The sequence below is a fragment of the Pelomonas sp. CA6 genome (assembly GCF_022549225.1).
GTDB lineage: Bacteria > Pseudomonadota > Gammaproteobacteria > Burkholderiales > Burkholderiaceae_C > Roseateles.
The window spans coordinates 442,233-466,876 of the sequence record NZ_JAKZFD010000002.1; the positions used below are offsets into that span (position 1 = coordinate 442,233).

General features: G+C 71.2%; 14 protein-coding genes. 1 reads left to right on the plus strand and 13 read right to left on the minus strand.

The annotated features are described in order from the left end of the window. Nucleotides 1–26: 26 nt before the first annotated feature. The 7 genes from LZ017_RS05755 to LZ017_RS05785 all read right to left on the minus strand — a co-directional run bounded on the left by LZ017_RS05755 (nt 27) and on the right by LZ017_RS05785 (nt 11,047). A complete protein-coding gene (locus tag LZ017_RS05755) occupies nt 27–839 on the minus strand; it encodes a carbohydrate ABC transporter permease (RefSeq protein ID WP_241299182.1) in 813 nt (270 codons plus the stop codon). Then, nucleotides 836–1,756, minus strand: coding sequence for a carbohydrate ABC transporter permease (locus LZ017_RS05760; RefSeq protein WP_241299183.1), 921 nt, complete (start codon nt 1,754–1,756; stop codon nt 836–838). The genes LZ017_RS05755 and LZ017_RS05760 overlap by 4 nt, the downstream gene beginning before the upstream one ends. 14 nt (nt 1,757–1,770) lie before the next feature. Further along, nucleotides 1,771–3,075 (minus strand): extracellular solute-binding protein, encoded by a 1,305-nt coding sequence (locus LZ017_RS05765; RefSeq protein ID WP_241299185.1) that lies wholly within the window; start codon nt 3,073–3,075, stop codon nt 1,771–1,773. A 38-nt stretch (nt 3,076–3,113) separates the two neighbouring features. After that, nucleotides 3,114–4,595, minus strand: a complete 1,482-nt coding sequence (locus LZ017_RS05770) for a glucoamylase family protein (protein WP_241299187.1) — start codon at nt 4,593–4,595, stop codon at nt 3,114–3,116. Nucleotides 4,596–4,661: 66 nt separating this feature from the next. Then, nucleotides 4,662–7,592, minus strand: a complete 2,931-nt coding sequence (locus LZ017_RS05775) for a TonB-dependent receptor domain-containing protein (protein WP_241299189.1) — start codon at nt 7,590–7,592, stop codon at nt 4,662–4,664. A 28-nt stretch (nt 7,593–7,620) separates the two neighbouring features. Continuing rightward, complete coding sequence (locus LZ017_RS05780; RefSeq protein WP_241299191.1) at nt 7,621–9,678, minus strand: glucokinase; 2,058 nt, start codon at nt 9,676–9,678, stop codon at nt 7,621–7,623. Nucleotide 9,679: 1 nt separating this feature from the next. After that, nucleotides 9,680–11,047 (minus strand): GH1 family beta-glucosidase, encoded by a 1,368-nt coding sequence (locus LZ017_RS05785; RefSeq protein WP_241299194.1) that lies wholly within the window; start codon nt 11,045–11,047, stop codon nt 9,680–9,682. 187 nt (nt 11,048–11,234) lie between these two features. Between LZ017_RS05785 and LZ017_RS05790 the strand changes: the two genes are divergently transcribed. Then, nucleotides 11,235–14,312, plus strand: a complete 3,078-nt coding sequence (locus LZ017_RS05790) for a two-component regulator propeller domain-containing protein (RefSeq protein WP_241299196.1) — start codon at nt 11,235–11,237, stop codon at nt 14,310–14,312. Here LZ017_RS05790 and LZ017_RS05795 read toward each other — a convergent pair. The 6 genes from LZ017_RS05795 to LZ017_RS05820 form a co-directional block, all read right to left on the minus strand. Then, complete coding sequence (locus LZ017_RS05795) at nt 14,290–15,402, minus strand: ABC transporter substrate-binding protein (protein ID WP_241299198.1); 1,113 nt, start codon at nt 15,400–15,402, stop codon at nt 14,290–14,292. The two genes, LZ017_RS05790 and LZ017_RS05795, sit on opposite strands and share 23 nt — an antisense overlap. 85 nt (nt 15,403–15,487) lie before the next feature. After that, the gene (locus LZ017_RS05800) at nt 15,488–17,584 is read right to left on the minus strand and encodes a M13 family metallopeptidase (RefSeq protein ID WP_241299200.1); all 2,097 of its coding nucleotides are present in this window, start codon (nt 17,582–17,584) and stop codon (nt 15,488–15,490) included. A 25-nt stretch (nt 17,585–17,609) separates the two neighbouring features. Then, complete coding sequence (locus LZ017_RS05805; protein ID WP_241299202.1) at nt 17,610–18,197, minus strand: phosphatase PAP2 family protein; 588 nt, start codon at nt 18,195–18,197, stop codon at nt 17,610–17,612. A 70-nt stretch (nt 18,198–18,267) separates the two neighbouring features. Further along, nucleotides 18,268–20,217, minus strand: a complete 1,950-nt coding sequence (locus tag LZ017_RS05810) for a beta-galactosidase (protein ID WP_241299205.1) — start codon at nt 20,215–20,217, stop codon at nt 18,268–18,270. A gap of 50 nt (nt 20,218–20,267) precedes the next feature. After that, entirely contained in the window at nt 20,268–21,644 is a 1,377-nt protein-coding gene (locus LZ017_RS05815) for a Gfo/Idh/MocA family protein (RefSeq protein ID WP_241299207.1), read from the minus strand. Between the two features lie 8 nt (nt 21,645–21,652). Beyond that, a complete protein-coding gene (locus tag LZ017_RS05820; RefSeq protein ID WP_241299209.1) occupies nt 21,653–24,616 on the minus strand; it encodes a TonB-dependent siderophore receptor in 2,964 nt (987 codons plus the stop codon). Between the last annotated feature and the right edge of the window lie 28 nt (nt 24,617–24,644).

Here is a 24,644-nt window from a genome sequence, read left to right on the forward strand (position 1 = left end):
GCCGGCCGGAGCCGGTGTGGCGGTGGTCATTTGACGGAGCCCATCAGCAGCCCCTGCATGTAGAAGCGCTGCAGCGCCAGGAAGAGCAGCAGCACCGGCAGCACGGTGATCACCGCGCCGGCCATCATCAGCTCGCTGTCCTGCACATGCTCGCGCGACATCGCCGCCAGCGCGACCGGCAGCGTGTGCATGCCGCTGTCGGTGAGCACGATCAGCGGCCACATGAAATCGTTCCAGCTGCCCAGGAAGGCGAACACCGCCAGCGTGACCAGCACCGGCTTGAGCACCGGCAGCACGATGTGGAAGAAGATGCGCCATTCGCCGGCGCCGTCCATGCGCGCCGCCTCGATCAGGTCATCGGGCACGCCGCGCGCGTACTGGCGCACCAGGAAGATGCCAAAGATGCTCGCCATGCTGGGAATCAGCACGCCCATCCAGGTGTTGACCAGGCCCATGCTCTTGAGCATCAGGAACAGCGGCAGCATCGCCACCTGGCCGGGGATCACCAGCGCGGCGATCAGCCAGCCGAAGACGCGCTCGCGCCGCGCGAAGCGCAGCTTGGCGAAGCCATAGCCGGCCAGCGTGTTCAGCGTGGTGGACAGCAGCGTCGCCGCCAGCGCCAGCCCCAGGCTGTTGACGAAGGCCTGCGCGATGCCGCCGGCGCGCAGCAGCTGCTGGTAGTGCGCCAGCGTGGGCTGGCGCGGCAGCAGCGGTGGCGGCAGGCTGGAGGCGCTGCCGGCCGGCATCAGCGAGACCGACACCATCCACAGGAGCGGGAAGACGGCCAGCAGGGCCAGGCCCCACAGCAGGCCGTTGACGAACCAGGCCCGGGCCTTCATGCGCGGCCTCCGGACAGGCGCGCCTGCAGGGCCATCAGACCCTTGCTGACCGCGACGATGATGAGGAAGAGCACGAAGGCGACCGCCGAGGCCAGGCCCAGGTTCCACCATTTGAAGCCTTCCTCGTACATCAGGTAGAGCACGCTGACCGTGCTCTGCAGCGGGCCGCCCTGGGTCATCACATAGGGTTCGGCGAAGAGCTGGAAATAGCCCGCCGTGGTCAGGATGCTGACCATGAGCAGCGTCGGCGCCAGGCTGGGCAGCGTGATGTGGCGGAACTGCGCCCAGCCGCGCGCGCCGTCCAGCCGCGCGGCCTCGTAGAGGTCCTCGGGGATGGCCTGCAGCGCGGCGATGAAGATGATCATGTTGCCGCCGAAGTTCTTCCACACCGCGAACAGGATGATGGTGGGCATGGACCAGCGCGGATCGCCCAGCCAGTCCACCGGGTCCAGCCCGAGGCCGGTGAGCGCGTAGTTCACCAGCCCGTACTTCACGTGGAAGAGATAGCGCCAGATCACCGCCACCGCGACCAGCGTGGTCACCACCGGCGCGAACAGCGCGGTGCGCAGCACCGGCTTGAAGCGCGCGAGCCGGGACTGCAGCAGCACCGCGCACAGCAGCGAGGCGGCGATGGACAGCGGCACGCCCAGCACGACGAAGTAGGCGGTGTTGGCCAGCGCCTGCCAGAACAGCGGCATGGACAGCACCTGCAGGTAGTTCTGCAGGCCCTGCCAGCGCAGGTTGCGCCAGTCGGCCAGCGCGTAGATGTCGAAGTCCGTCAGGCTCAGGCTGAGGCCGGCGAGCACTGGCACGCCGAAAAACAGCGCGATGACGGTCAGCGCCGGCGCCACGAAGGCCCAGCCGGCCAGGGCCTCGCGGCGCGCGCTGCGCGTCGGTCCCGAAGCGGTGTCAGGCACCTTGCTCTCCTTCTTCACGCGGCGCCTCCGCGTTGCGCCAGCATCCAGCGGCGCTTTTCCAGGATCGCGTCGACGCGGCGGTCCAGCTCGGCACCGAGCTGGCGCGCGGTCGCCGCCACGGCGGCCTCGCCGCCGCGCGCCGGGTCCACCGCGTGGGCGCCGCGCGCCGCCGCCAGCTGCATTTCCTGCACGATGCGCTCCCATTCCGGCACCGCCGGCGCCGCGCGCGCGCGCTCCAGCTGGCGGTAGAAGGCCGCCGCATGGCGGTCCTGGCGCAGCGGCGGCTCGCCGGCGCGCGCCAGCGTCCAGCTGCTGCGCCGCGACGGCAGGTCGCCGGTCAGCGCGTAGAAGCGCTGCTGCACCTCGGGGCGGCTCAGATAGCGCATCAGCGCCCAGCACTCCGGCTTGAGCCGGGAACGGCGGAACATCACCAGGCTGGCACCGCCGGCGATGGATGCGCCGGGCCCTTGCGGGCCGGGCAGCTCGGCGGTGCTCCAGGCCTGGGCCAGCTCGGCGCCGAGGCGGCGCTTGAACTCGCCGATGTTCCAGGGCCCGGAGATGTAGAAGGCAAAGCTGCCGCGGCCGAATTCCTGCCAGACGTTGGCGATCTGGTTGTTGCTCAGGCCCGGCGCCTCGGCGCGCGCGAAGCGCTCCAGATAAAAGCCGAGCGCCCGCTGGAAGCCGGGGCCGGTGAAATGGCCGTAGCGCCCGCCGTCGCGCAGCAGCTCGCCGTCCTGCTGCAGGGCCAGCGCCAGCAGCGGCTCGAACTCATTCGTGGGCAGCAGCAGCGGCGTGGCCATGCCGGCCCGGCGCAGCCGCGCCAGCGCCTCGCGCCACTGCGCCCAGTCGCGCGGCGGCTGCGCGATGCCGGCCCGCTGCAGCAGGTCGTGGCGCACGAACAGCAGCCGCGTGTCCACATACCAGGGCAGGCCCACGCGCGCGCCCTCGGGTGCGTTGGTGGCCCAGATGCCCGGGAAGTAGTCCTCGGCCGGCGGCGCGTCGGGCTGCGCCAGCCAGGGCGCCAGCGGCTCCAGCGCGCCCAGCGCCTGCATCTCCGGGAGCCAGGTGTTGCCCATCTGGGCCAGGTCCGGTGTCGCGTCGCCGGCGAAGGCGGTGAGCAGCTTCTCGTGTGCCGAGGTCCAGGGCAGGGTCTCGACCTTGACGCGCAGGCCCGGGTTCTCGCGCTCGAAGCCCTCCACCAGCTCGGCGGCGACCTCGCCTTCGCGGCCCATGGCCCAGAAGCGCAGCTGCTTGCGCTCGCGCGGCGCGCAGCCGCCCAGCAGCGGCGCGGCCAGGCCCGCCGCGGCGGCCTGGAGCACGGCGCGGCGCGGTCGCGGGTCCGGGGCCGCGCCGGATTTCACAACCATCCGCCCGTGAAGCCGGCGCGCTGCAGGCCGCGGCGCAGGTGGGCGTTGCGGCGCAGGGTCTGCCAGATCAGCTCGCCGCGGTGGTTGCCCAGCATGGCCAGCAGCGGGCCCTGGTCGATGCCCAGGTAGTCGGTGTCCACCCAGCCGCGCCCGGGCTCGATGCGGCCATGCTGCAGCTTCACGTCGGTGTAGGTGAAGCTGGGGTTGAAGCAATCCAGGAAGCCATAGCGGCCCCAGACATGCGGATGGCGCTCGCGGATCGCGCGCAGCGCGGGCACGACGATCTCGGGCGCGAAGGCGATGGACGAGCCTGCCGCATAGGGCGCCAGCGTGCCGTCGTCGTAGTGCCCCATGCCGCGGCCGGCGTAGCTGATGAAGCGGCGCTTTTCCGCGGCGCGGCCGGCATCCCAGTGCGCGCCCTTGAACATCCGTTCGACGTCGGCCGGGCCGTCGCTGGCGCTGATGCCCCAGACCTCGGCGCTGTAGCCGTTCCAGCCCAGCGGGTTGGCGCGCGCATAGGCCTGCTGCGCGTAGGTGGCGCGGCGCGAGTTCTCGAAGTAGTCCAGCCCGCGCTGGCGCATGTAGGCGTCGCGCAGGCCGCGGAAGTCCACCCAGCAGTGGGTGAACTGGTGGCCGAACAGCGGCGCGAAGCGCAAATGGGTCTGGCCGTAGTCCGTGCCCCAGCTGTCGCGGTCGTAGGTGCTGGTCCAGGCTTCCCAGGCCTCGGGGCCGACCGGCTGCGTGGGCGAGCCCAGCGCCAGGAAGTAGACCATCATGGCCTCGTTGTAGCCCTTCCAGTCGGACGTGATGAAGCCCTGCTCCGGCGTCCAGCCATGGCTGATGGCCGGCGGGCGCACCTGGGCCCAGCGCCAGTCCACGCGGCCGTAGAGCTGGTCCACCAGCGCGCGGATGCGCGCCTCGTCGGGCTGCTCGGCGTCGAAGAAGCTCTGGCAATGCAGCGCGCCCATCAGCATCAGCGCGGTGTCCACCGTGGACAGCTCGCAGCGCTCGAAGCGGTGGCCGGTCTTCATGTCCAGGAAGTGGTAGAAAAAACCGCGGTGGCCGGCGACGCCGCGCGGCTGCGGGCCCTGCGGCAGCCCGGCGAGAAAGTCCAGCGTGCGCAGCACGCGGCCGCGCGCCTGCTCCCGCGTGACATAGCCGCGCGCCACGCCCAGCGGATAGGCGCTCAGCGCGAAGCCCACCGCCGCGATGCTGGCGAACGAAGGGCTGGGCCAGCGGTCCGGCGCGAGGCCGTTGTCGGCGCGCGTGGTCTCCCAGAAGAAGTCGAAGGTGCGCCGCTCGAGGTCGTCGAGGAAGGCGGTGTCTTGCGCCGACAGGTCCGGCGCGCTGGCGGGGGAAGCGGGCCGCGGCGGCGAAGCTTGGACGCCGGCCGCAGCGCCGGATGGGGCGAGCCCCAGCGCCTGCGCGAGCAAGGCGCTGCCCGCGCCGGTCAGCAAGGAGCGGCGATTCATGGATGTGTCGTTCATGCCAGGGCGATGGCAGCGCCGACTGTAGGCGCTGCCACCTTTGCTCCGTTGTTAGAAGCTGTACGAAGCGGTCACCTTGTAGGTGCGCATATCTCCGCGAATGTCGTTGGCCTTGCCCAGGTTGGGATTGTCGCCACCCAGGTAATTCTTCGGGGGGGTGCCCGGGCCACCGACCCAGTCGTCGTAATAGCCCCAGTTGGTGCGGTTGAACAGGTTCAACACATCGGCGCGCACGCGCAGGGCACCCGGACCGATGCGGAACTCCTTGGACAGGCCCAGGTCGAACTGGCTGAAGTTGCCGGCCTTGCCCTCGACATTCATGCACTGGTTCCAACCGCCCGCGCAGTTGGTGATGCGGCGCGGATTGCCCGTGTCCCAGGTCCATTTGCCGGACAGGCCCAAGCCCCAGGGCAGGCGGTCGGTGAAGCCGGCCAGGACCAGGCGGTCCTTGGGCGACAGCACCGACTGGTTCCATCCCCGCGTGCCCTTGCCATAGGTCCAGTCGAAGATGTCGGTGTTCCAGTCCTTGTTGGTGGTCTGCCCCTTGGCATGGGTGTAGGCGGCCGTCACGCTCCAGCCGCTGGCCACGGTATAGGGCTTTTCCAGTTTGACGAACAGGCTGGTGGTCTTGATCTCGCCGACGGTGTCGCCCAGGATCAGGTTGCCGTAGCCCTTGGGTCCGCCCCACAGCGGGTCGATCGAGCTTTGGGTCCCCCAGCCGCCGTTCGGATCGCGGTTGCCGCTGAACCAGATGAACTGGTTCTTCGCGTGCTGCCGAGACACCGAGATGTCGGCATTCCACTCGCCCACGGCCTGACGCACGCCCAGGCTGATCTGGTCCGCGAAAGGCATCTTGTAGTTGTTCTTGATCAGCCAGATTTCGCCGTTGGCCTGCGCGTTGTGCTGAAGCTCCTGCAGCGCCTGGTTGGCCATCGTGCGGTCATAGCTGCGTCCCAGGCCGCCGTAGACCACAGTGCTGCGCGTGCCCGTCACGTCGTAGGAGAAGCCCAGGCGGGGGGCCAGCGCGCCCTTGAAGGCCTTGCGCGAACTGCCGGTGGCGATGTAGTCGTCGATGTTGATGCCGCCCTTGGCGAGCGACTGTGCATAGGTCTGGTTCGCCGGTGCGGTCACGCCACCGATGGTGCGGCCGTCGAGCCCGCGCAGCGCTGTCACGATGTCGGCCGGCGTGGCATAGCTGTTGTTGAGCATGTTGGTCTCGTAGTCCCAACGAAGGCCCAGCGAGACGTCTAGCTGGCGCGTGACCGACCAGTCGTCCTGCAGGTACAGGCCGATCTGCTTGTTGTCGTAGTTGACGTTGATCGGCTCGGCCGAGCGCGTGATCTGGCATTGGTCGCTCTGCAGCCCGCCGGAGGCGACATTGGTGCCCGTGCAGACGCCGTTTGCGTAATAAGGCAGGCCGGTGGTCTGGTCCACCACGACGTTGATCGCGGGCACGCCGTACTGCGTGCCGCCCAGCCGGTAGCCCATCAGCTTGAGCTGGGCGCCCCCCTTGATCACATGGCCCTGGATGCCGGTGAAGCTGAGGTCGTTCTTGACGTACACCTCGTTCTGCTTGCGGTCCTGCGCGTCGGGCGAGCCGCCCGTCCACAAAATGTCCTGCGAGTTCTTCAGCTCGTTCGTCGGCGAATACTTGTAGCGGAACAGCGGCGAGTTGGTGACGCCGTGCGGGTTCCAGCGCGACCGAGACACGCCCACCTTGGCCTCGTTCAGCCAGGCATCGCGTGCCCATTCATGCGACAGGTCCACGCGGGTCTCGGTGTTCTTGCTGTTCGATTCCGTGCTGGCGGCGGACAGGCCGTTGTCGCTGACCAGGTTCTTGGCGTCTTCGTCGCGCACCGTGAAGCTCAGGTCCAGCTTCTGCTCGTCGTTGATCTGGGTCGAAAGCTTGCCGAACAGCAGGTGTTCCTTGAACTTGCGGGTATAGGGGCCCTGTTCCGACTTCAGCTGCGGGATGAGGCCGGGCGAGGTCGGGTATTTCTCGAAGTTCTTGCCCGCGGTCTGTACGGGACGGTCGATGGACTTGCCGTCATAGGCCAGGAAGAAATGCAGCTTGTCCTGCACGATCGGGCCACCCAGCGAAAAGCCGGTTTCGATCTGGGTGAACGAGGGGCGCGGAATGCCGGCGGCTTCGTTTTCGCTTTGCTTGGGGCTGTAGGCGCGCCAGTTGGATCCGGTCCGGTTGCCGTACACCTCGCCGTGGAACTCGTTGGTGCCGGACTTGGTGACCGCCGCAATGCCCAGCGAGGTCAGTTGATCGAACTCCGCCTTGTAGTTCTGCGTCAGCACACGGTACTCGCCGATGGCTCCTTGCGGGAAGGGGTTGCCCTGGCTTTCCTGCTGCCCGACGACACCGCCGCGCAGGATGTTGTTCTTGCGGCCCACGCCGTCGATGAAGATGTTGACGCTGTCCTCGTTCTGCGCGCCGCCACGGATACGGGTGCTGCCATCGCTGCCGGTCTCGAAGCGCGCGCCGGGCGCCAGGTCCACCGCGGAGAGGAAGTTGCGCGTGATCTGAGGCAGGTTTTCGATCATCTTGTTCGACACCAGCGTGCTGACCTGGGTGTCGCGCACGCCTTGGCGCTGCGCCGATCCCGAGACGACGACGGTGCCGAGCTGGCTGTGGCTGGTGGAGAGATCAACGGTGGCGTTTTCGCCGACGGAGAGCGTGATGAGGCTGCCCTGGCTGGCCCCGCCGACACGGATCTCATAGGCCCCCGGATTCAGTCCCAGCAGCACATAGCTGCCATCGGACAGCGTCCTGGTGCGGTAGGTGTTGCCGTTGGCCTTGTTGATGGCCACCACCTCCGTGCCTTCGGGCGCCTTGGCGCCTGCGGCGGAAATCTGGCCGCGCACCGTGGCGCCGGTGATTTGTGCCTGCGCCGCCGTGCCGGCCAGCGCCAGCACGATGGCGGCCGCCACGGCATGACGACGGTAAGGTCGAAGGGGAGGGGTTCTGCTCATGTTGTCTCCTGTTGTGAGATGAGTCGCTCTACGGGGATCTCCGTGTGCAGGACTCGCGCACGACCAGCGCCACCGGCATCACGGCGGGCGCCGTGTGGGTGTCGGTGTCGGATCCGGTGTCGAGTTCCGCGGCCAGCGCCACCAGCGCCTGCCCGCCCAGCGCGGCAATGGGCACGCGCACGGTCGTCAGCGCCGGGCGCACATAGCGGGCGATGGGGATGTCGTCGAAGCCGGCCAGCGCGATGTCCTCGGGCACGCGCAGGCCGGCGTCGGTCAGCGCCTGCAGCGCGCCGACGGCCATGATGTCGTTGGCGCAGAAGAGCACGTCGGGCCGCTCGGGCGGCTGCTGCAGCGCCAGCGCCCGGCCGGCGCGGCGGCCGCCGTCCTCGCTGAAGTCGCCGTCCAGCAGCAGCGCGCGGCGGCCCGGGGGCAGGCCGTCGCGGTAGCCGCGCAGGCGCTCGCGCGCCTCCCAGTTGCCGGCCGGGCCGCCGAGGAAGGCGATGCGCTGGAAGCCCTGCGCCACCAGGTGCTCGGTCATCGCGCGCGCGCCGCCGAAGTTGTCGACGACGAAGGCGGGATGCTGGGTCTGCGACACGCCGGAGTTGAGCAGCACGGTGGGCAGGCCCGCGGGCAGGTTGCGCGCGAGGAAGTCCTCGTCCTCGTCGGCATGCGGCGACATCACCAGCAATCCGTCCACGCGGCCGTTCATCGCGCGCAGCGCGGCGGCGGCTTCCTCGGCATCGCCGTGGGAGCTGGACAGCAGCAGGTGCAGGCCGCGCGCGCGCGCCGCCTGGTCGATGCCGCGGATCAGCTCGGAGAAGAACTCGCCGTGCAGGTCGGGCAGCAGCGCACCTATGGTGTCGGTGCGCCGCGTGATCAGGCTGCGCGCGGCGCCGGACGGGGCATAGCGCAGTTCGCGGGCGAGTTGCAGGATGCGCTCGCGCGTGTCGGGCAGCACGTTGTCCGCGCCATTGAGCGCGCGCGACACGGTGGCCACCGAGACTCCGGCGGCGCGGGCGACATCCTTGATCGTGGCGGGCATGGGGCTCATCCTGAGTGGCGGGGGAGGCGATGCTAGCGCGCCCCTCCTGCGGGTCCCCTCCTCCCGTCCGCCGGCCAGCGCCACCCGGGCCGCGCCCAGCAGCACCGGCTGCGCATGCGTCACCAGGCGCACCGGCACCTCCGCCAGCGCCTGCGAAAAACTGCCCTTGGCCGCGAAGCGCGCGCGGAAGGCCGGATCGGCCAACCAGGCCCGCGTGGCCTGCGGCAGCCCGCCGACCAGGTAGACGCCGTCCCAGGCGCCCAGCATCAGCGCCGCGTCGCCCGCGACCGCGGCCAGCGCCTGCGCGAACAGCCGCAGCGCCCGCTCGGCGCGCGCGTCATGGCCCTCGCGGGCGCGCCGCACGATCTCCTCGGGCGCGCAGTCGTCGCCAGCGGCGCCGTCGTCCGCCAGCGCGGCATACAGATGCGCCAGCCCCGGGCCACTGGCCACGCGCTCCCAGCTGACGCGGTCGAAGCGCCGCCTCAAGGCCTGCGCGACGGCGGCTTCCTCTTCGTTCTCCGGCGCGTAGGCGGCCTGGCCGCCCTCGGTGTCCAGCACCTGCACCTGGCCGTCCTCCACCAGGGCCAGCGCAATGCCCAGCCCGGTGCCCGCGCCGACCACGGCGTGGCGGCGCCGCGCCGCGGGGGCGGCCGCGTCGGCGTTCGCGCAGGGCCACAGCAGCGGCGCCTCGTCCTCCTGCAGCAGCGGCAGCGCATGGGCGGCGGCGGCCAGGTCGTTGAGCAGTGCGACGCGCTCCAGTCCCAGCTCGCGCTGCAGCGCATCGGCGTCGACCAGCCAGGGCAGGTTGGTCATCTGCACGCGGCGGCCGCGCACCCGGCCGGCCACGCACAGCAGGGCGTGGCGCACCGTCGCGCCGCAGCTGTCCAGGTAGGCGCGGCAGGCCTCGGCGGCGCTGGCGAAACCCGCGGCCGCATGGCTCTGGAGGTGCAGCAGCCGGGGCTGGCCGTCGGCGCCGGGCTCGGCCAGCGCCAGGCGCATGTTGGTGCCGCCCAGGTCCACGACCAGCCAGCGCTGCAGGCTCATTTCAGCGGTCCAGCGCGGCGCCGTGGCTGGCGATCACGTCGGCGTAGAAGCGCGCGCTGGCCTTGGGCGTGCGCTGCAGCGTCTCGAAGTCCACATGGACCAGCCCGAAGCGCTTGGCAAAGCCCAGCGCCCATTCCAGGTTGTCCAGCAGCGACCAGGCGCAGTAGCCGCGCACGTCGGCCCCGCGCGCGATCGCGTCGCGCACCGCGCCGAGGTGGGTGCGCAGGTAGTGCACGCGCAGCGGGTCGTCGACGCGGCCGTCCACCGGCTTGGGCGGGTCGTAGAAGGCGGCGCCGTTCTCGGTCACGTACAGCGGCAGCCCGCCATAGCGTTCGCTCATCCACAGCAAGGTGTCGGTGAGGCTTTGCGGATGCAGCTCCCAGCCGGTCTCGGTATAGATGGCGCCGGGCTGGCGCACCGGGCTGGCGGGCACCGGCCAGGCCTGCGCGTCGTGGCGCACCACCGCGCGGGTGTAGTAGTTCAGCCCGAGGAAGTCCACCGGCGCCTTCAGCGCCTCCACCTCGGCATCCGACCAGTCCGGCCAGGCGGCGCCGAAGACCTCGCGCAGCTCCTCCGGGTAGCGGCCCAGCAGCGCCGGGTCCAGGTACTGGCGGTTCATGTAGGCGTCGGCCAGGCGCTGCGCATGGCGGTCGGCCTCGCTGGCGTCGGGCATCACATGCTTGGGTTCGATGTTGACCACCAGCCCGATCTGCTGCCGGCCCACCGCCCGGTAGGCCTGCACGGCGCGCGCATGCGACTGCATCAGCCGGTGGGCGGCAATCGCCGCCTCGTGCGCGCTGCGGTGGCCCGGCGCGAGCACGCCGTGCATGTAGCCGCCGTCGGCCACCACCCAGGGTTCGTTGATGGTCGCCCACAGCGGCACGCGGTCGTCCAGCGCGCTCCAGCAGACTTGGGCGTAGTCGGCAAACCAGTCGGCGATGTCCGGGTTCAGCCAGCCGCCGCGGTCGTCCAGCGCGGCCGGCAGGTCCCAGTGGTACAGCGTCGCCATCGGCGTGATGCCGGCGCGCAGCAGTTCGTCCACCAGGCGCTCGTAAAAGCCCAGGCCGGCGGCATTGACGCGGCCGCGCCCCTCGGGCATCACGCGGCCCCAGGCGATGCTGAAGCGGTAGGTGGTGAGCCCCAGCTCGCGCATCAGCGCGACGTCCTCGCGCATGCGGCGGTAGTGGTCACAGGCGATGTCGCCGGTGTCGCCGCCCAGCACGCGGCCCGGCGTGCGCACGAAGCGGTCCCAGATGCTGGCACCGGCGCCATCGGCGCGCGGCGAGCCCTCGATCTGGTAGGCCGAGGTGGCGCAGCCCCACAGGAAGCCGGGCGGAAAGCCGGACGCGGCAGCAGACCTTGAATCCATGTCTCCTCGTTCTTTCTGACGCCATGTAAACGTTTACATGGACTGTCGCAGCAGCCAGCTGGGCTTGTCAATAGCGCGCTTACCCGGGGCTGCCGGGCTGTCGCGCGGGCGCCGCGCGGTGCCGCCGGCCATCGTTCGTGCGGCGCCCGGACGGCGAAGGGGTGGCGCGCTGAATAAGATCTCGCCTATGCGATTTCCCTTTCGTGGCCTGGCGCTGCTGTTGTGGATGGGCGTGGCTGCCGCGAACGCGAATCCGGCGGGCCAGAGCCTGGAGGTGCAGTTCCGCAGCGTGGCCGTGCCCCAGAACACCGTGCCCACGCTGGCGCAGGACCGCGCCGGCTTCATCTGGGTGGCGACCAGCCGCGGCCTGACCCGTTACGACGGCTACCGCCTGCGCCCCATCGAGCAGGCGGGGCCGACGCCGGCCCAGCGCAGCCTGGGCTGGGTGCGCGCGCTGGCGCCCACGCGCGATGGCCGCATGTGGATAGGCACGGAGTTCCTCGGCCTGATGGTCTTCGACCCGGAGCAGGAGCGCGTGGAGGCGCAGGGCAGCGTGCGTGGCGCGGCCGGGCCGCATGCGCCGATCCGCGCGCTGGCCGAGGACGCCGAGGGCACGATCTGGGTGGGCACCGTGGGCCAGGGCCTGCAGCGCTATCACCCGGCGACGCGCCACTTCGAAGCCCAGGATTTGCGCTGGCAGGGCGAGCCCGAGACCCGCGTGCTGGCGCTGCGCGTGGGGCGCGACGGCACGGTCTGGGCGGGTCACTGGCGCGGGTTGTCGCGCCGCCATGAGGGTGTCTGGGAATCGCTGGCGCTGCCGGACCTGCCGCCCGGCGGCAGCCCGGTGCTGGCGCTGACCGAGACGCGCGACGGCCGGATCTGGCTGGGCACGCAGGACGGTCACCTGGGCGTGGTCGAGGAACAGGACGGCGGCGCCCGCGTGCGCTGGGTGCAGCGGCTGAAGGCGCCCATCCAGGCGCTGGCGCAGGCCGAGGACGGCTTGCTGTGGGTGGGCAGCAAGGTCGGTCTGCTGTGGGTGGACCCCGAGCAGGGCCGGCTGCAGGCCTGGCTGCGCCACGACGCGCGCCGGCCCACCAGCCTGGCGGGCAATGACGTCAGCGGGCTGCTGCGCGACCACAGCGGCGCGATGTGGGTGACGGGCTACGGCCTGGGCCTGCAGCGCCACCGCCATCATCCGGCGTTGGCCGTGCGCGGCCCCGACGCCGCCGGGCCGCTGACCGAGGTCGACGTGCGCGCGCTGCTGGCGCGGCGCGATGGCGAGGTGCTGGCGCCCACCCAGGCCGGCCCCGTCGTGCGGCTGGACGGCCGGCCCGGGCGCGAGCTGGCGACGCTGGGCGTCTGGCCGCGCGAGCGCGGCGCCATCGTCGACGCGCTGACCGAGGCGACCGACGGCAGCGTCTGGCTGGCCTCCGCCGGCCGGCTGGAGCACCGCACGGCCCAGGGCCGGCTGCTGCGCGACTGGCCGCTGGACGGCGGCCGCGCGCAGCGCCTGCTGGTGCGCGCCAATGGCGAGCTGTGGTTGGGCATGCAGGAGGGGCTGTACCGGCTCGCCGGTCCCGCCGCCGCGGCCGTCGACCGGGTGACGCTGGCCGGCGGCGAGGCGCTGCACGGCGGCATTTACGCGCTGCTTGAAGAACCCGGCGGCGCGCTCTGGGTGGGCGGCCAGCAGGGCCTGTTCCGCGAACAGGGCGGCGCGCTGGCGGCCGTGGCGCAGGCGCCGGACGAGGCCTTGGGCAGCCCCATCGTGATGGGCCTGCTGCGCGCGCGCGACGGCACGCTGTGGGTGGACACGCCGGCCAGCGGCCTGCACCGCCTGCGCGGCTGGGACGGCCAGGGCCGGGCGCGCTTCGAGCGCGTCGGCGAGCGCCACGGCCAGGAAGGCGTGTTCGGCGGCAACCTGCACGAGGACGCGCAGGGCCGCATCTGGAGCCAGCTGGCCGTCTACGATCCGCGCGCCGACCGGCTGGACAGCTTCGGCGCCGCCGAGGGCGCGGACTTTGGCAGCTTCTGGTTCTTCGCCAGCACCGAACTGCCCGGCGGCGGCCTGCTGTTCGGCGGCAGCCGCGGCTTGCTGCGTGTGCAGCCCGAGGCCTACCGGCCGACCGCGCAGCCGGTGCCGCTGGTGATCAGCGCGCTGCGCGTCAACGGCCAGCCCTACCACCCGCAGGGCCTGCAGCAGGGGCTGCGCCTGCCCGCCGGCACACGCACGCTGGGCGTGGAGTTCGCCGGGCTGGACTACGCCGACCCCGGCCGGCTGCGCTACCAGTACCGGCTGCAAGGCCTGGACAACGAATGGACCAGCGCTGACGCCAGCGCGCGCAGCCCCAGCTTCGGCCCGCTGTGGCCGGGCCGCTATGTGCTGCAGATGCGCGCGGCCGCGCAGCCGGCCGTCGGCGAACCGGCCGAGCTGGACCTGCCGGTGGTGCTGCTGCCCGCCTGGTGGCAGACCCTGTGGGCGCAGCTGGCCGCCGTCGCGCTGGGGCTGGGCGCGGTCTGGGCCTGGGTGCGCTGGCGCACCCGCGTGCTGCGTCGCCGCGAGGCCGAGCTGCAGGCCCAGGTGGAGGCGCGCACCGCCGAGCTGCGCGAGGCCAGCCTGACCGACACCCTCACCGGCCTGCGCAACCGCCGCTACCTGGAGCTGCGCCTGCGCGACGACCTGCGGCTGTGCCTGCGCCGCTTCGAGCCGCCGGGCGGCGAGCCGGGCCTGGACGGCGACCTGGTCCTGATGCTGCTGGACCTGGACCTCTTCAAGCGCATCAACGACACCCATGGCCATGCCGCCGGCGACGCGGTGCTGACCCAGCTGGCGCAACGGCTGCGCGCGGTCTTCCGCGACACCGATTCGCTGGTGCGCTGGGGCGGCGAGGAGGTGCTGGCGCTGGTGCGCGAGACGCGCCGCGAGGATGCCGCCGATCTCGCCGCGCGCGTCTGCGCCGCGGTGCGCGAGCAGCCTTTCGACATCGGCGACGGCCACCGGCTGCAGGTCACCGTGTCCATCGGCTTCGCGGCCTTCCCGCTGGACCTGCGCCGACCGCGCGCCTGGGACTGGCAGAGCAGCCTCAACCTCGCCGATTCGGCGCTCTACGCGGCCAAGGCGCTGGGACGCGATGGCTTTGTGGGCGCCGTGTCCGCCGACGGCCTGGATCCGCGCGACGCGCCGCGCGACGCGCGGGACTGGCTGCGCGGCGACCCGCGTCTGGTCGTGCGCGCCAGCCGGGTGCTCAGCGTCCCGCTTGCAGTGTGACGAAGTCGCTGCCCTGGTGGGCGCCGGGGCCGTAGCGCAGCGCGAAGCCGCCCAGGTCCAGGTCGCCCAGCTGTTCCAGCGCCTGCTGCAGGCCTTCGCGGGTGACCGGCGCGGGCGCGCGGCGCAGGGCCTCCACGAGCACGCGCGCGGACAGATAGCCCTCCAGGCTGATGCTGTCGAACTGGCGGTCGCCGGCCTCCGTCATCGCGCGCTGGTAGGCGGCGACCACCGGCAGGCTGGCGTCGTGGGCGTCCGGCACCACCTGCGACAGCGTGACGCCCTGCATCTGCCGGCCCAGGGCCTGGCGCAGCGGTTCCATCCCGGTGAAGGACAGGCCGTAGAAGGGGCCGCGGAAGCCGGCCTCGCGCGCCTCGCGGACGAAGGCGGCGCAGCTGTCGTAGGTGCTGGCCATGAAGATTGCGTCGGCCGGGTTGCGGCCGACCAGCGCCTGCACCGCGGCGGCCACCTCGGTGGAGTTGCGCTTCACGGTGGCCACCGCGCCCAGCTCGATGCCGGCCGGCGCCACCGCGGCGCGTATCGCTTCCAGCCCGGCGCGGCCGTACAGGTCGGCCTGGTAGAGCACATTGAGCCGGCGCACCTTGGCCGCGCGCATCGCGCGCACCAGCACCTGGCCCTCCTCGCGGTAGCCGGCGCGCACGTTGAAGACCTGGACCTGCGCCGGATCGCGCAGGAAATCGGCGCCGGTGAAGGGCGCGACGAAAGGCAGCCGCGCGCGCCGCGCATAGGCCAGCGCGACGCGGCTGGTGGGCGTGCCCACGTAGCCGAACAGCGCGACCAGGCTGGAGTCCTGGCTCAGCTCGCGCGTGTGGGCCTCGGCGCGCTCGGGCTCGTAGCTGTCGTCGCGGCGCAGCACGCGGATGCGCGCGCCGGCGATGCCGCCGCCGCGGTTGACCTGGTCGAACAGCGCCTGCGCGCCCGCGTGATAGCGCTGCCCCAGCAGCGCGGCTGGCCCGCTGAAGGCGGCCGATGAGCCAAGCAGGATTTCGCCGGCGCGCGACTGCGCGCGCGCCAGCAGAGGCGCGCCAGCCAGCAGCGCCAGCAGGGAACGACGGCGACAGGGGAGGTTCATCGTGCCCTCATCTTGGCACCGCCGGCCCGTGCCAGCCAAGACAGGCCCCATGGATCGGGATCAAGAAGCCGGCATGCATGGGCGATCACCAGATGCGGCAGCGCTGCGCATCCGGCTTGACCATCTTCTGCCCCGGTTTGCAGGCGAAGGCTTGCTGGAACTCGGGCATGTTCACCGCGACGCCGTTGATGCGGTAGCGGCCCGGCGAATGCGGGTCGGTGCGCGCGCTGACGCGCAGCGCCTCGGGCCGCGCGTGGCTGCAGTCCCATTGCGCGAAACCGACGAAGAAGCGCTGCGCCGGCGTCAGCCCGTCGCGCTCGGCCGGAGCCCTGCCCTGGGCGCTCAGCTCGGCCACCTGGGTCTGCCAGGCCGCCCAGGCCAGCACCAGGCCGCCCAGGTCGGCCAGGTCCTCGCCCAGCGTCAGCTTGCTGTTGATCTTGAGGTCGTCGACCACGGTGTAGCGCGCGTACTGGTCGGCGACGCAGGCGGCGCGCTTCTCGAAGGCCTTGTTGTCCTTGGCGGTCCACCAGTCGCGCAGGTTGCCCTTGGCGTCGAACTGGCGGCCCTCGTCGTCGAAGCCATGGATCAACTCGTGGCCGATGGTGCCGCCGGTGTTGCCGTAGTTGGGGCCGTCGTCCGTCTTCGGGTCGAACAGCGGCGGCTGCAGCACGCCGGCGGGGAAGTTGATGTCGTTCATCTGCGCGTCGTAGTAGGCATTGACGGTCTGCGGCGTCATGCCCCACTCGCCGCGCTCCAGCGGCTTGCCGATCTTGGCGAGCTGGCGGCGCGCCTCGAACTCGTGGCCGCGCTCGACGTTGCCGGCATGGTCGTCGGCCGCGAGCCGGTAGGCGCCGTAGTCGCGCCAGCGCTCGGGGTAGCCGACCTTGTTGACGATGGCGTGCAGTTTCTCCTGCGCGCGCTTCTTGGTGTCCGGCCCCATCCAGTCCAGCGCGGCGATGCGCTGCGCCATCGCCTGCTCGATCTGCTGCGTCATGCGCAGTGTCTGCTCCTTCAGCTCGGGGCTGAAGTTGCGTTCGACGAACTCGCGCCCCAGGTCCTCGCCCAGCTGCTGGTCCACGCCCTCGACGCAGCGCTTCCAGCGTGCCTTGAGCTGCGGGATGCCGTGCAGGGTCTGGCCGAAGAAGTCGAAATGCAGCTGGACCATCGCGCGGTCCAGCGCCGGCGCCTGGCTGCTGACCAGCTGCCAGCGCAGGCTGCTGCGGATCTGCGCCAGGGTCAGGTCTTGCCACTGGCGGGCGAGCGCGCGGAAGAAGGCGGGTTCGGTGACGTTGTAGCGCTGCGGCGCCTCCAGCCCCAGCGCGCGCTGGTAGGCGCCCCAGTCGAAGCCCGGGGTGAGCGCCTGCAGGCCGCGCGCGTCCATCGGGTGGAAGCTCTTGTACGGGTCGCGCTGCTCCACCGGGCTCATCGACGCGCGCGCCAGGCGCGTCTCCTGCGCCAGCACCTCGCGCGCCTGGCGCCGCGCCGCGGCGGGCTCGTCGCCCAGACGCTCGAAGTTGCGCGCAACGTGGTCGAGGAACTGCGCGCGCATCTGGCGCGCCTTGGGCGTCTGGTCCAGGTAGTAGGAGCGGTCGGGCAGGCTCAGCCCGCCGGCATAGGCGAAGGCGATGACGCGGCTGGAGTCGGCCAGGTCCTGCCCGGCGCCGAAGCGGAAGAAGAAGCGCGCGTTGTTGTGCGCCAGGTGCAGCGCGGCGAGCAGTTCGGGCAGCTGGTCCTTGCGGCTCAGCGCGTCGATGCGCGCGAGCCAGGGCTTCAGCGGCGCCAGGCCGCGGCGCTCCACCGCGTCCTCGTCCATGCAGGCGGCGAAGTAGTCGCCGATGCGCGCCTGGCTGGGCGTGCGCTCGGCGCCACCGGCGGCCAGCTTTTCCAGGATGCCCCACAGGTAGCGGCGGTTCTCATCGGCCAGCTTGGCGTACACCGACCAGCGCGACTGGTCCGCCGGGATGGGGTTGCGCTGCATCCAGCCGCCGCAGGCGAACTGGTAGAGGTCCTCGCAGGGATCGGCGTTGCGGTCCATCGCCTCGGTATCCAGGCTGGGCGTGTAGGGCAGGCGCTCCAGCGGCCGCTGGGGCTCGGCGTCGGCGCGCGCGGCGGTGGCGGCGCCCAGGGTCAGCAACGCGGCCAGGGCCAGCGCGGCCGGACGGTGCGATTCGGTGAAGTTCATCCCTGTCTCCTTGGTGGTTCGTCGATCAGCGCGCCGCGGCCCGCGGCGCCAGCAGGCGGCGCGCGAGCCAGGCGCAGGCCCCGCCCAGCGCGGCGCCCGCGACCACGTCGGCGGGGAAGTGCACGCCCAGGCTCAGGCGCGACACGGCTGCCAGTGTCGCCCAGACCAGCAGCAGCGGCCGCCAGGCGGGGGGCGCCCAGCCCCACAGCCAGCCGGCCAGCAGGGCCGCGCTGGCGGCGTGGCCGCTGGGGAAGCTGTATGGAGATTCGGGCGGCTCCAGCAGGTGCAGCGCGTCGGGCGGCAGCATCATGGAGGGCCGCGGCAGTGCGATGCCGGCCTTGAGCAGGCCCACGGCCAGCGCGGCGAGCACGAAGCCCAGCAGCAGCTGGCGCGCCGCCAGGGTCAGGTCTTGCGCGACGGGGCCGGCGACGCGGCGCCGCGCCACCAGCGCGCCGGCCGCGAGCAGTGCCAGCAGCAGCGGGATCAGCCGGTAGTCGGCCGACCCGGAGACGGCGCGCATCAGGCCGTCCCACAGCGGATGGCGGATCCCGTTGACCGCCTGGAAGAGCCAGGCGTTCAGCCCCAGCCCGTCATAGAACACATTCTTCAGCATGGAGCGCGCATTCTCGCGGCTCCGGGGCGTCCGGCCGCCGGGACGCACCCCGCGCTTGCGCGGGGTGCGTTCAGGGCCGGTCGGGGGTCTCGTAGAGCGGCTCGGCCAGGCCTTGCAGCGTGGGGGCCGCGCCCGTGGGCGGCTGGGTGCTGAAGACCAGCACCTCGTTGGCGCCGGCGCGCAGCCAGGAGGCCGGCAGGTACAGGCTCTGTTGCGGGCCGATGTTCCAGAAGCGGCCCAGGTGCTGGCCGTTGACCCAGACCTGGCCCTTGCCCCAGCCGCGCGTGTCCAGGAAGCTGTCGGCCGGCTGCGCCAGCTGCAGCGTGCCACGCCAGAAGCCCGGGCCCTGCGGCGCGGCGCGGGCCGCGGCGTCCGTCGGTCCCAGGCGCTCCAGGCCCGTCATCGGCAGCGTGTAGACCTGCCAGTCCAGCAGCTCCTGGTCGTTCAGGCGCACCGAGCGGGTGATGCCCTTGTGCTCATCCACCAGCCGGGAGCCGAAGCCGATGCGTCCCATGGCCTCGACGAGCAGGTCCAGCCGCGTGCCGGCGGGCAGGTCCAGCGCCAGCGCGTTCTGGCCCAGGCGGCGGTCCAGCGTGCCGATCACGCGGCCGTCGGCCATCACGACGGCGTGGTCGCGCAGCTCGCTGAGCACCAGCTTGCCGCGCGCCGGCGCGTCCAGCTGCTTGCGATAGAGGATGTAGCCATGGTTCTGACCAAAGGCTTCCATGGGCCGCACGCGGCGCGAGGCCTGGGGTTTGGCGAGCCTGTCCAGCACCGCAACGAGCGTGCCCACGGGCTGCAGCGCGAACGCCGGCAGCGCGCGCACCACGGGCGCCGGCGGCAGCGCGGGCAGGCGTTCGCCGGGCGACAGATGGCGCGCGATCACGGCGCGCAGCGCGTGGAACTTGGGCGAGGGTCGTCCGGCCTCGTCCAGCGCGGCGTCGTAGTCGTAGCTGGTGGTGTCGGGTTGGTAGGGCTCGCTGGCCGAATAGTTGGCGCCGGCCAGCCAGCCGAAGCTGGTGCCGCCGTGGAACATGTAGAGGTTGAAGGACACGCCCTCGCGCAGCAGCCAGTCCACCGTGTCGGCGTTGGCCTGCGCGTCGCTGCGATGGTGCCGCTCGCCCCAGTGGTCGAACCAGCCGGCCCAGTATTCGCCGACCATGGCCGGCCCTTCGGGCCGCCAGGCGCGCAGCGCGCGCAGCGAGGCCTGCGCATCGGCCAGCCCGCCGCCGAAGTTGACCACCGCGGCGACGCCCGGCAGGGTGCCGCCCTCGAACAGCGATTCGCTGCCGCCGTCGGAGGTGAACAGGGGCGCGTCGAAGCCGGCGCCGCGCATCTGCGCCAGCATGGCCTGCATGTAGTCGCGGTCCTGGCCGAAGGAGCCGTATTCGTTCTCCACCTGCAGCATCAGGATGGGGCCGCCGCGGCTGCTCTGCAGGTCGCCGATCTCGTCGCCCAGGCGCTGCAGGAAGCGCGCGCTGGCGGCCATGAAGCGCGGGTCCAGCGAACGCACGCGCAGCCCGGGGGTGCGCAGCAGCCAGGCCGGGAAGCCGCCGAAGTCGACCTCGGCGCAGACATAGGGGCCGGGGCGCAGGATGACCTGCAGCCCCTCTTCCTGGGCGGTGCGGATGAAGGCGCGCAGGTCCCGGTTGCCGCTGAAGTCCCACTGGCCCGGCTCGGGCTCGTGCTGAGACCAGAAGGCGTAGGTCGTCACCGTGTTGAGCCCCATCGCGCGCGCCATGCGCAGGCGCTCGCGCCAGGCGGCGCGCGGGATGCGCGGGTAGTGCATCTCGCCCGAGCGGATCACGAAGGGGCGGCCGTCGAGCAGGAAGCGCCCGCCCTGGATGGCGAAGCGCGCGGTCGCGGTGCTGGCGGTCGCTGCGCTGGGGGCCTCGGCGGCGCGCGCTGGCTGCGGCAGCCATTGGGCGGCCAGGCCCAGCGCCATGAGCAGCGCGGCGGCGGCGGCGCCCCGGCCCGGGCGGGTGGAGCGTGAGGTGGGGAGGCGGTGTCGTGGCGGCATGGGTGGCGCCGGCGCGGGGCGCGCCGCGCTCGGCGCGCCTCCGCCGTGGCTCAGTAGCGGTCGTCGAAGGCGAAGATGGGCTTGCGCGTCTTCCACTGCCCTTCGGTGAAGTCCGGGAAGGCCAGGGTCTTGAAGCCCTCGGCGATGGACTGCTCGGACAGCGGCGTGATCGCGCTCCAGGCCACCGCGTCGTAGATGTCGATGGGCATGGGCGCGTTGGCCTTGAGCGCTTCGACGAAGGCATGAATCACGAAGTAGTCCATGCCGCCGTGGCCGGCGCCTTCCGCCGCCGCGGCGTACTTCTTCCACAGCGGGTGGTCGAAGCGGTCCTGGTAGCGCTTGAAGTCCTCCCACTGGTGCGGCGGGCTGATGCCCTCGATGTGGATGGAGCGGTTCAGGTCCATCCACAGTCCGTCGGTGCCCTGCACGCGGAAGCCCAGCGAGTAGGGGCGCGGCAGCGAGGTGTCGTGCTGCAGCACGATGGTCTCGCCGTTCTCGCAGGCCAGCGTGGTGGTGACGATGTCGCCGAGCTTGAACTTGGCCTTGGCGCTGGGATGGTCCTTGGCCTTCATCTTGTTCACCACGTAGTCGTGCAGCCCGCGCGCCTTGCTCGCGAAGCTGTTGATGTGGGTGAAGCGGTTGCCACGGTGGATGTTGACGTACATCGCGCAGGGGCCGATGCCGTGGCTGGGGTAGAGCTCGCCGTTGCGCTGCACCGAGTGCTCGGTGCGCCAGCGCGCTTCGGACCAGCCCTTGGCGCCGAACTCGACGCCGCTGCCATAGGGCTTGGCGGGATCGCCGGAGTTGAACTTCACCGCGCGCAGGTCATGCTGGTAGCCGCCCTGCAGATGGACCAGCTCGCCGAACAGGCCGGCGCGCACCATCTGCAGCACGGCCATCACGTCGCGGCGGTAGCAGACGTTCTCCAGCAGCATGTAGGGCGTGCCGGTGCTCTGCTGCGCGCGCAGCACGTCCCAGTGATCCTGCAGCGTGACGCCGGCCACGACCTCGCAGCCCACCGGCACCTTGGCCTGCATCGCGGCGATCGCCATCGGGGCGTGCAGCTCCCAGGGCGTGGCGATGATCACGCCGTCCAGCCCCGGGTGCTCCAGCAGCTTGAGGTAGGCCATGGGGTCGCCACGGCCGGCCGCGTCGACGCCGAAGGTGGCCGGGCGCGGCTTGCCCGCCTTCTCGACCATGGCCAGCGCGCGCTGCAGCATCAGCGCCTCGATGTCGCACAACGCGGCCACCTCGACATCGTCGCGGCGCACCAGCTCGCGCAGCAGCACCTGGCCGCGCATGCCCGTGCCTATCATGGCCAGCCGCAGCCGGCTGCGCGGGGCCGCGGCGGCACGCGCGCCGCCGCTCAGTGCCGCGGCACCGAGCGCCGCGGCGGAACCATTGCGAAGAAATTCTCTGCGTTGCATGAGCGTCATCAGAACTTGTAGTTGGCCGACAGGCTGTAGATGCGACCGAACAGGTTCTGGCTGTGCGGGTAGCCTTCCCAGCCGTTCGGGTCGTAGTAGGGCTTGCGGTTGAACGCGTTCTTGACGTTGAGGCCCAGCTTCAGGCTCTTGATCGGCGTCCAGCTCAGGCCCAGGTTGACCGTGTAGTAGGAGGGCGTGCCGTTGCACAGGTTCTCGGGCAGCGAGACGCCCGCGGCCTTGCACTGGCCCGGCGCGTTGGTCGTGTCGCTGCCGTCGTATGCCCACTTGGTGGAGCCGGTGTAGTTGACGAACACGCTGGTGACGAAGTTGCCATAGCTCCAGTCGGCATTGACCGTGGCGCGCAGGCGCGGGTTGTTCCAGTAGCCCACGTAGTTGCCGCTGAAGCCGCTGCCGTCGTCGCCGTTGTAGCTGTTGCGGTTCATCACGGTGGCCGCGGCGCCGACGTTGAGGCGGCCCCATTCGCCCAGCCCGAAGCGGGCGCGGGCGTCGATGTCGAAGCCATCGACCAGGCTGCGGCCCCGGTTGCGATAGCTGTTGATCAGGCCGGCCAGGTTGCCCACGCTGTAGCCCGGCACGCCGCCGGCGCAGGCCGCCGCGTTGGCCGGGTTGGCGCACATCGCGGCCGCGGCCGCCATGTTGGCACGGTCGGTCTCGGAGATGGCCAGCCGGGTGGCGCCGGGCGCGCCCGCCAGCGAGGGGCCGTACTTGGCAACCAGCTCATCGAAGAGTTCGTTGAAGCCCTGGCGCTGGATCTCGTCCCGGCGGTAGACGAACCAGTAGTCCATGGACACGTCCAGGTTGCGCGTGGGCTGCAACACCACGCCCAGCGTGGCGATCTTGGCCTTCTCGGGCTTGAGGTTCTTGTTGGGCGGCGTCAGGCCGCCGATGGTCATGCTGCAGTTGGAGTTCAGCAGCTGCTTGCCGAGGTCGCGGTCGGTGGCCGAGACGGACTTCTGCAGCAGGTTGGCGATGGCGTTGGTCTCGTTGCAGCGCACGGTGTCGCGGATGCCGCCCGCCTGCGCGTAGACGCCGCCCTCGCCGGACTCGGCCAGGTTGGGCGCGCGGAAGCCTTCGGAGTAGGTGCTGCGCAGCAGCAGCTCGGGCATGGGGCGGTACTTCAGGCCCACCTTGGGCGCCACGTTGGCGGCGAAGTGGGGGTATTTGTCCACGCGCGCGGCGACGTCCATCTCCAGGGTCTTGGTCAGCGGCACGACGGCCTCGCCGAACACCGCGCCGATGGTGCGCTTGCCGTCGAACCACGAGCCGCCCTGCTGGGTGATCAGGCCGTTGGCGGCGTCCGGGTTGCCCGGGGTCACAAAGGACTCGCGCATCAGGTTCACGCCGAAGGCGCTGCGCACCTCGCCGGCGGGCAGCTTGAACAGCGTGCCCTCGACCTTGGCGTCCCAGGTGATGAGCTGGGTCCGGGACTGGATGTCGAAGGTCGGGAAGGCCTCGCGGATCAGCGCGGCGTTCTTGTCGTTGATCACGCCGAACTGGTAGGCCGGGTTGTCGGCGATGTAGCTGCGGCCGGTGACCGGGTCGGTGGTGAAGGGACCGAAGGCCTTCTCGAAGCCCTTGGTGTTGATGTTGATGGTTTGATAGAGCACCGAGTGGCTGCCGGCGACGGACATCGCGGTCTCGAAGTCCCAGTTGCCCAGCGTGCCGCGCACGCCGGCCAGCGCGCGGTAGCTGTTGTCGGTGTTGCGCTGGCCGAAGTGGCCGGTCGCGTCCTGCAGCAGGTAGTTCAGGCCCACGGCGCCGCCCATCTTGGCTTTGAGCTCGGGGCTGGCCTTGTTGTAGACGTTGTTGGGGCCCAGGTAGGGATAGATGAAGGTGTTGAGCGTGTTGCCGGTGTTGCGCGAGTACCAGTTGATGGTGGAGCCGCTGTTGAAGGAGCGCGGGCCGTTGCGGCCGCGCATGTCGATGTCGGTGTAGGTCAGCTCGGCGAAGCCTTCCAGCGCGTCGCTGATGTTCAGGCGGCCGTTCAGGTACAGCGTGGTGCGCTGGGAGCTGGGCACCACGTCCAGCCCATAGGGCAGGCTGTTCCAGATGCAGCGCTGGCCCGAGGCCTCCTTCAGCGTGTTCTGGCAGCCGGGCGCGACTTCCTGCGAGCGCGCGTTGTTGGCGGCCTTGTCGAAGACGAAATAGGTGCCGGGATTCAGCACGCCCGGCTCGGAGCCGGTGCCGATGCGGAAGTTGGGAATGAAGTTCGGGTTGTTGACGTAGAAGTGCTCGGGGCGTTTGTCATAGGTGTCCGACAGCGCGACGGCATCGCGCTTGAAGAAATTCACCGAGCCATAGACATTGAAGCGGTCGCGGTCCAGATCGCCGAAGCCGTAGATCGCGGTGGCTTGGCGCTCGCCGAAGCTGCTCACGCGGTCGGAGAAGTCGGCGGTGGCGCTGAGCTCCAGGCCGCGGTAGCTCTTCTTGGTGATCACGTTGATCACGCCGGCCACCGCGTCGGAGCCGTACACGGCCGAGGCGCCATCGGTCAGCACTTCCATGCGTTCGATTGCCGCGGCGGGAATGGAGTCGATGTTGACGAACTGCTTCTGGAAGCCTTCCGGCGCGCCGTAGAAGGACAGGCGGCGGCCGTTCAGCAGCACCAGCGTGCCCTGGGCACCGAGGCCACGCAGGTTGGCCTGGGAGGCGCCGTCGGAGCCGGTGAACATGGAGCGGTAGTCCTGCTGCGCCGGGCGGGCGGCGGGCAGGTTGTCCAGCACCTGCATCAGCGTGCGCGCGCCCATGGCCTGGATTTGCTTGGCGTCGATCACCTGCACGGGCGAGGCGGTCTCGGCATTGATGCGCTTGATGCTGGAGCCAGTGATTTCCACCTTCTCCATCTTCTGCGCGCCCTTGGCGTCATCGTCCTTGGCCGGGGCCTCGGCGGCCAGCAGCGGGGTGCACAGCCCAGCGGTCATCAGCACAGCCATCAGCTTGGTGGGTTTCATCGCGTCTCCTGGTTGAATTTCTGCGCCC

What these genes read in the sequence shown, in the direction of transcription:
- LZ017_RS05805 (WP_241299202.1), bottom strand. Translation starts at nt 18,197, where the DNA reads ATGCTGAAGAATGTGTTCTATGACGGGCTGGGGCTGAACGCCTGGCTC.
- LZ017_RS05770 (WP_241299187.1), bottom strand. Translation starts at nt 4,595, where the DNA reads ATGAATCGCCGCTCCTTGCTGACCGGCGCGGGCAGCGCCTTGCTCGCG.
- LZ017_RS05800 (WP_241299200.1), bottom strand. Translation starts at nt 17,584, where the DNA reads ATGAACTTCACCGAATCGCACCGTCCGGCCGCGCTGGCCCTGGCCGCG.
- LZ017_RS05815 (WP_241299207.1), bottom strand. Translation starts at nt 21,644, where the DNA reads ATGCAACGCAGAGAATTTCTTCGCAATGGTTCCGCCGCGGCGCTCGGT.
- LZ017_RS05775 (WP_241299189.1), bottom strand. Translation starts at nt 7,592, where the DNA reads ATGAGCAGAACCCCTCCCCTTCGACCTTACCGTCGTCATGCCGTGGCG.
- LZ017_RS05820 (WP_241299209.1), bottom strand. Translation starts at nt 24,616, where the DNA reads ATGAAACCCACCAAGCTGATGGCTGTGCTGATGACCGCTGGGCTGTGC.
- LZ017_RS05790 (WP_241299196.1), top strand. Translation starts at nt 11,235, where the DNA reads ATGCGATTTCCCTTTCGTGGCCTGGCGCTGCTGTTGTGGATGGGCGTG.
- LZ017_RS05785 (WP_241299194.1), bottom strand. Translation starts at nt 11,047, where the DNA reads ATGGATTCAAGGTCTGCTGCCGCGTCCGGCTTTCCGCCCGGCTTCCTG.
- LZ017_RS05780 (WP_241299191.1), bottom strand. Translation starts at nt 9,678, where the DNA reads ATGAGCCTGCAGCGCTGGCTGGTCGTGGACCTGGGCGGCACCAACATG.
- LZ017_RS05810 (WP_241299205.1), bottom strand. Translation starts at nt 20,217, where the DNA reads ATGCCGCCACGACACCGCCTCCCCACCTCACGCTCCACCCGCCCGGGC.
- LZ017_RS05795 (WP_241299198.1), bottom strand. Translation starts at nt 15,402, where the DNA reads ATGAACCTCCCCTGTCGCCGTCGTTCCCTGCTGGCGCTGCTGGCTGGC.
- LZ017_RS05755 (WP_241299182.1), bottom strand. Translation starts at nt 839, where the DNA reads ATGAAGGCCCGGGCCTGGTTCGTCAACGGCCTGCTGTGGGGCCTGGCC.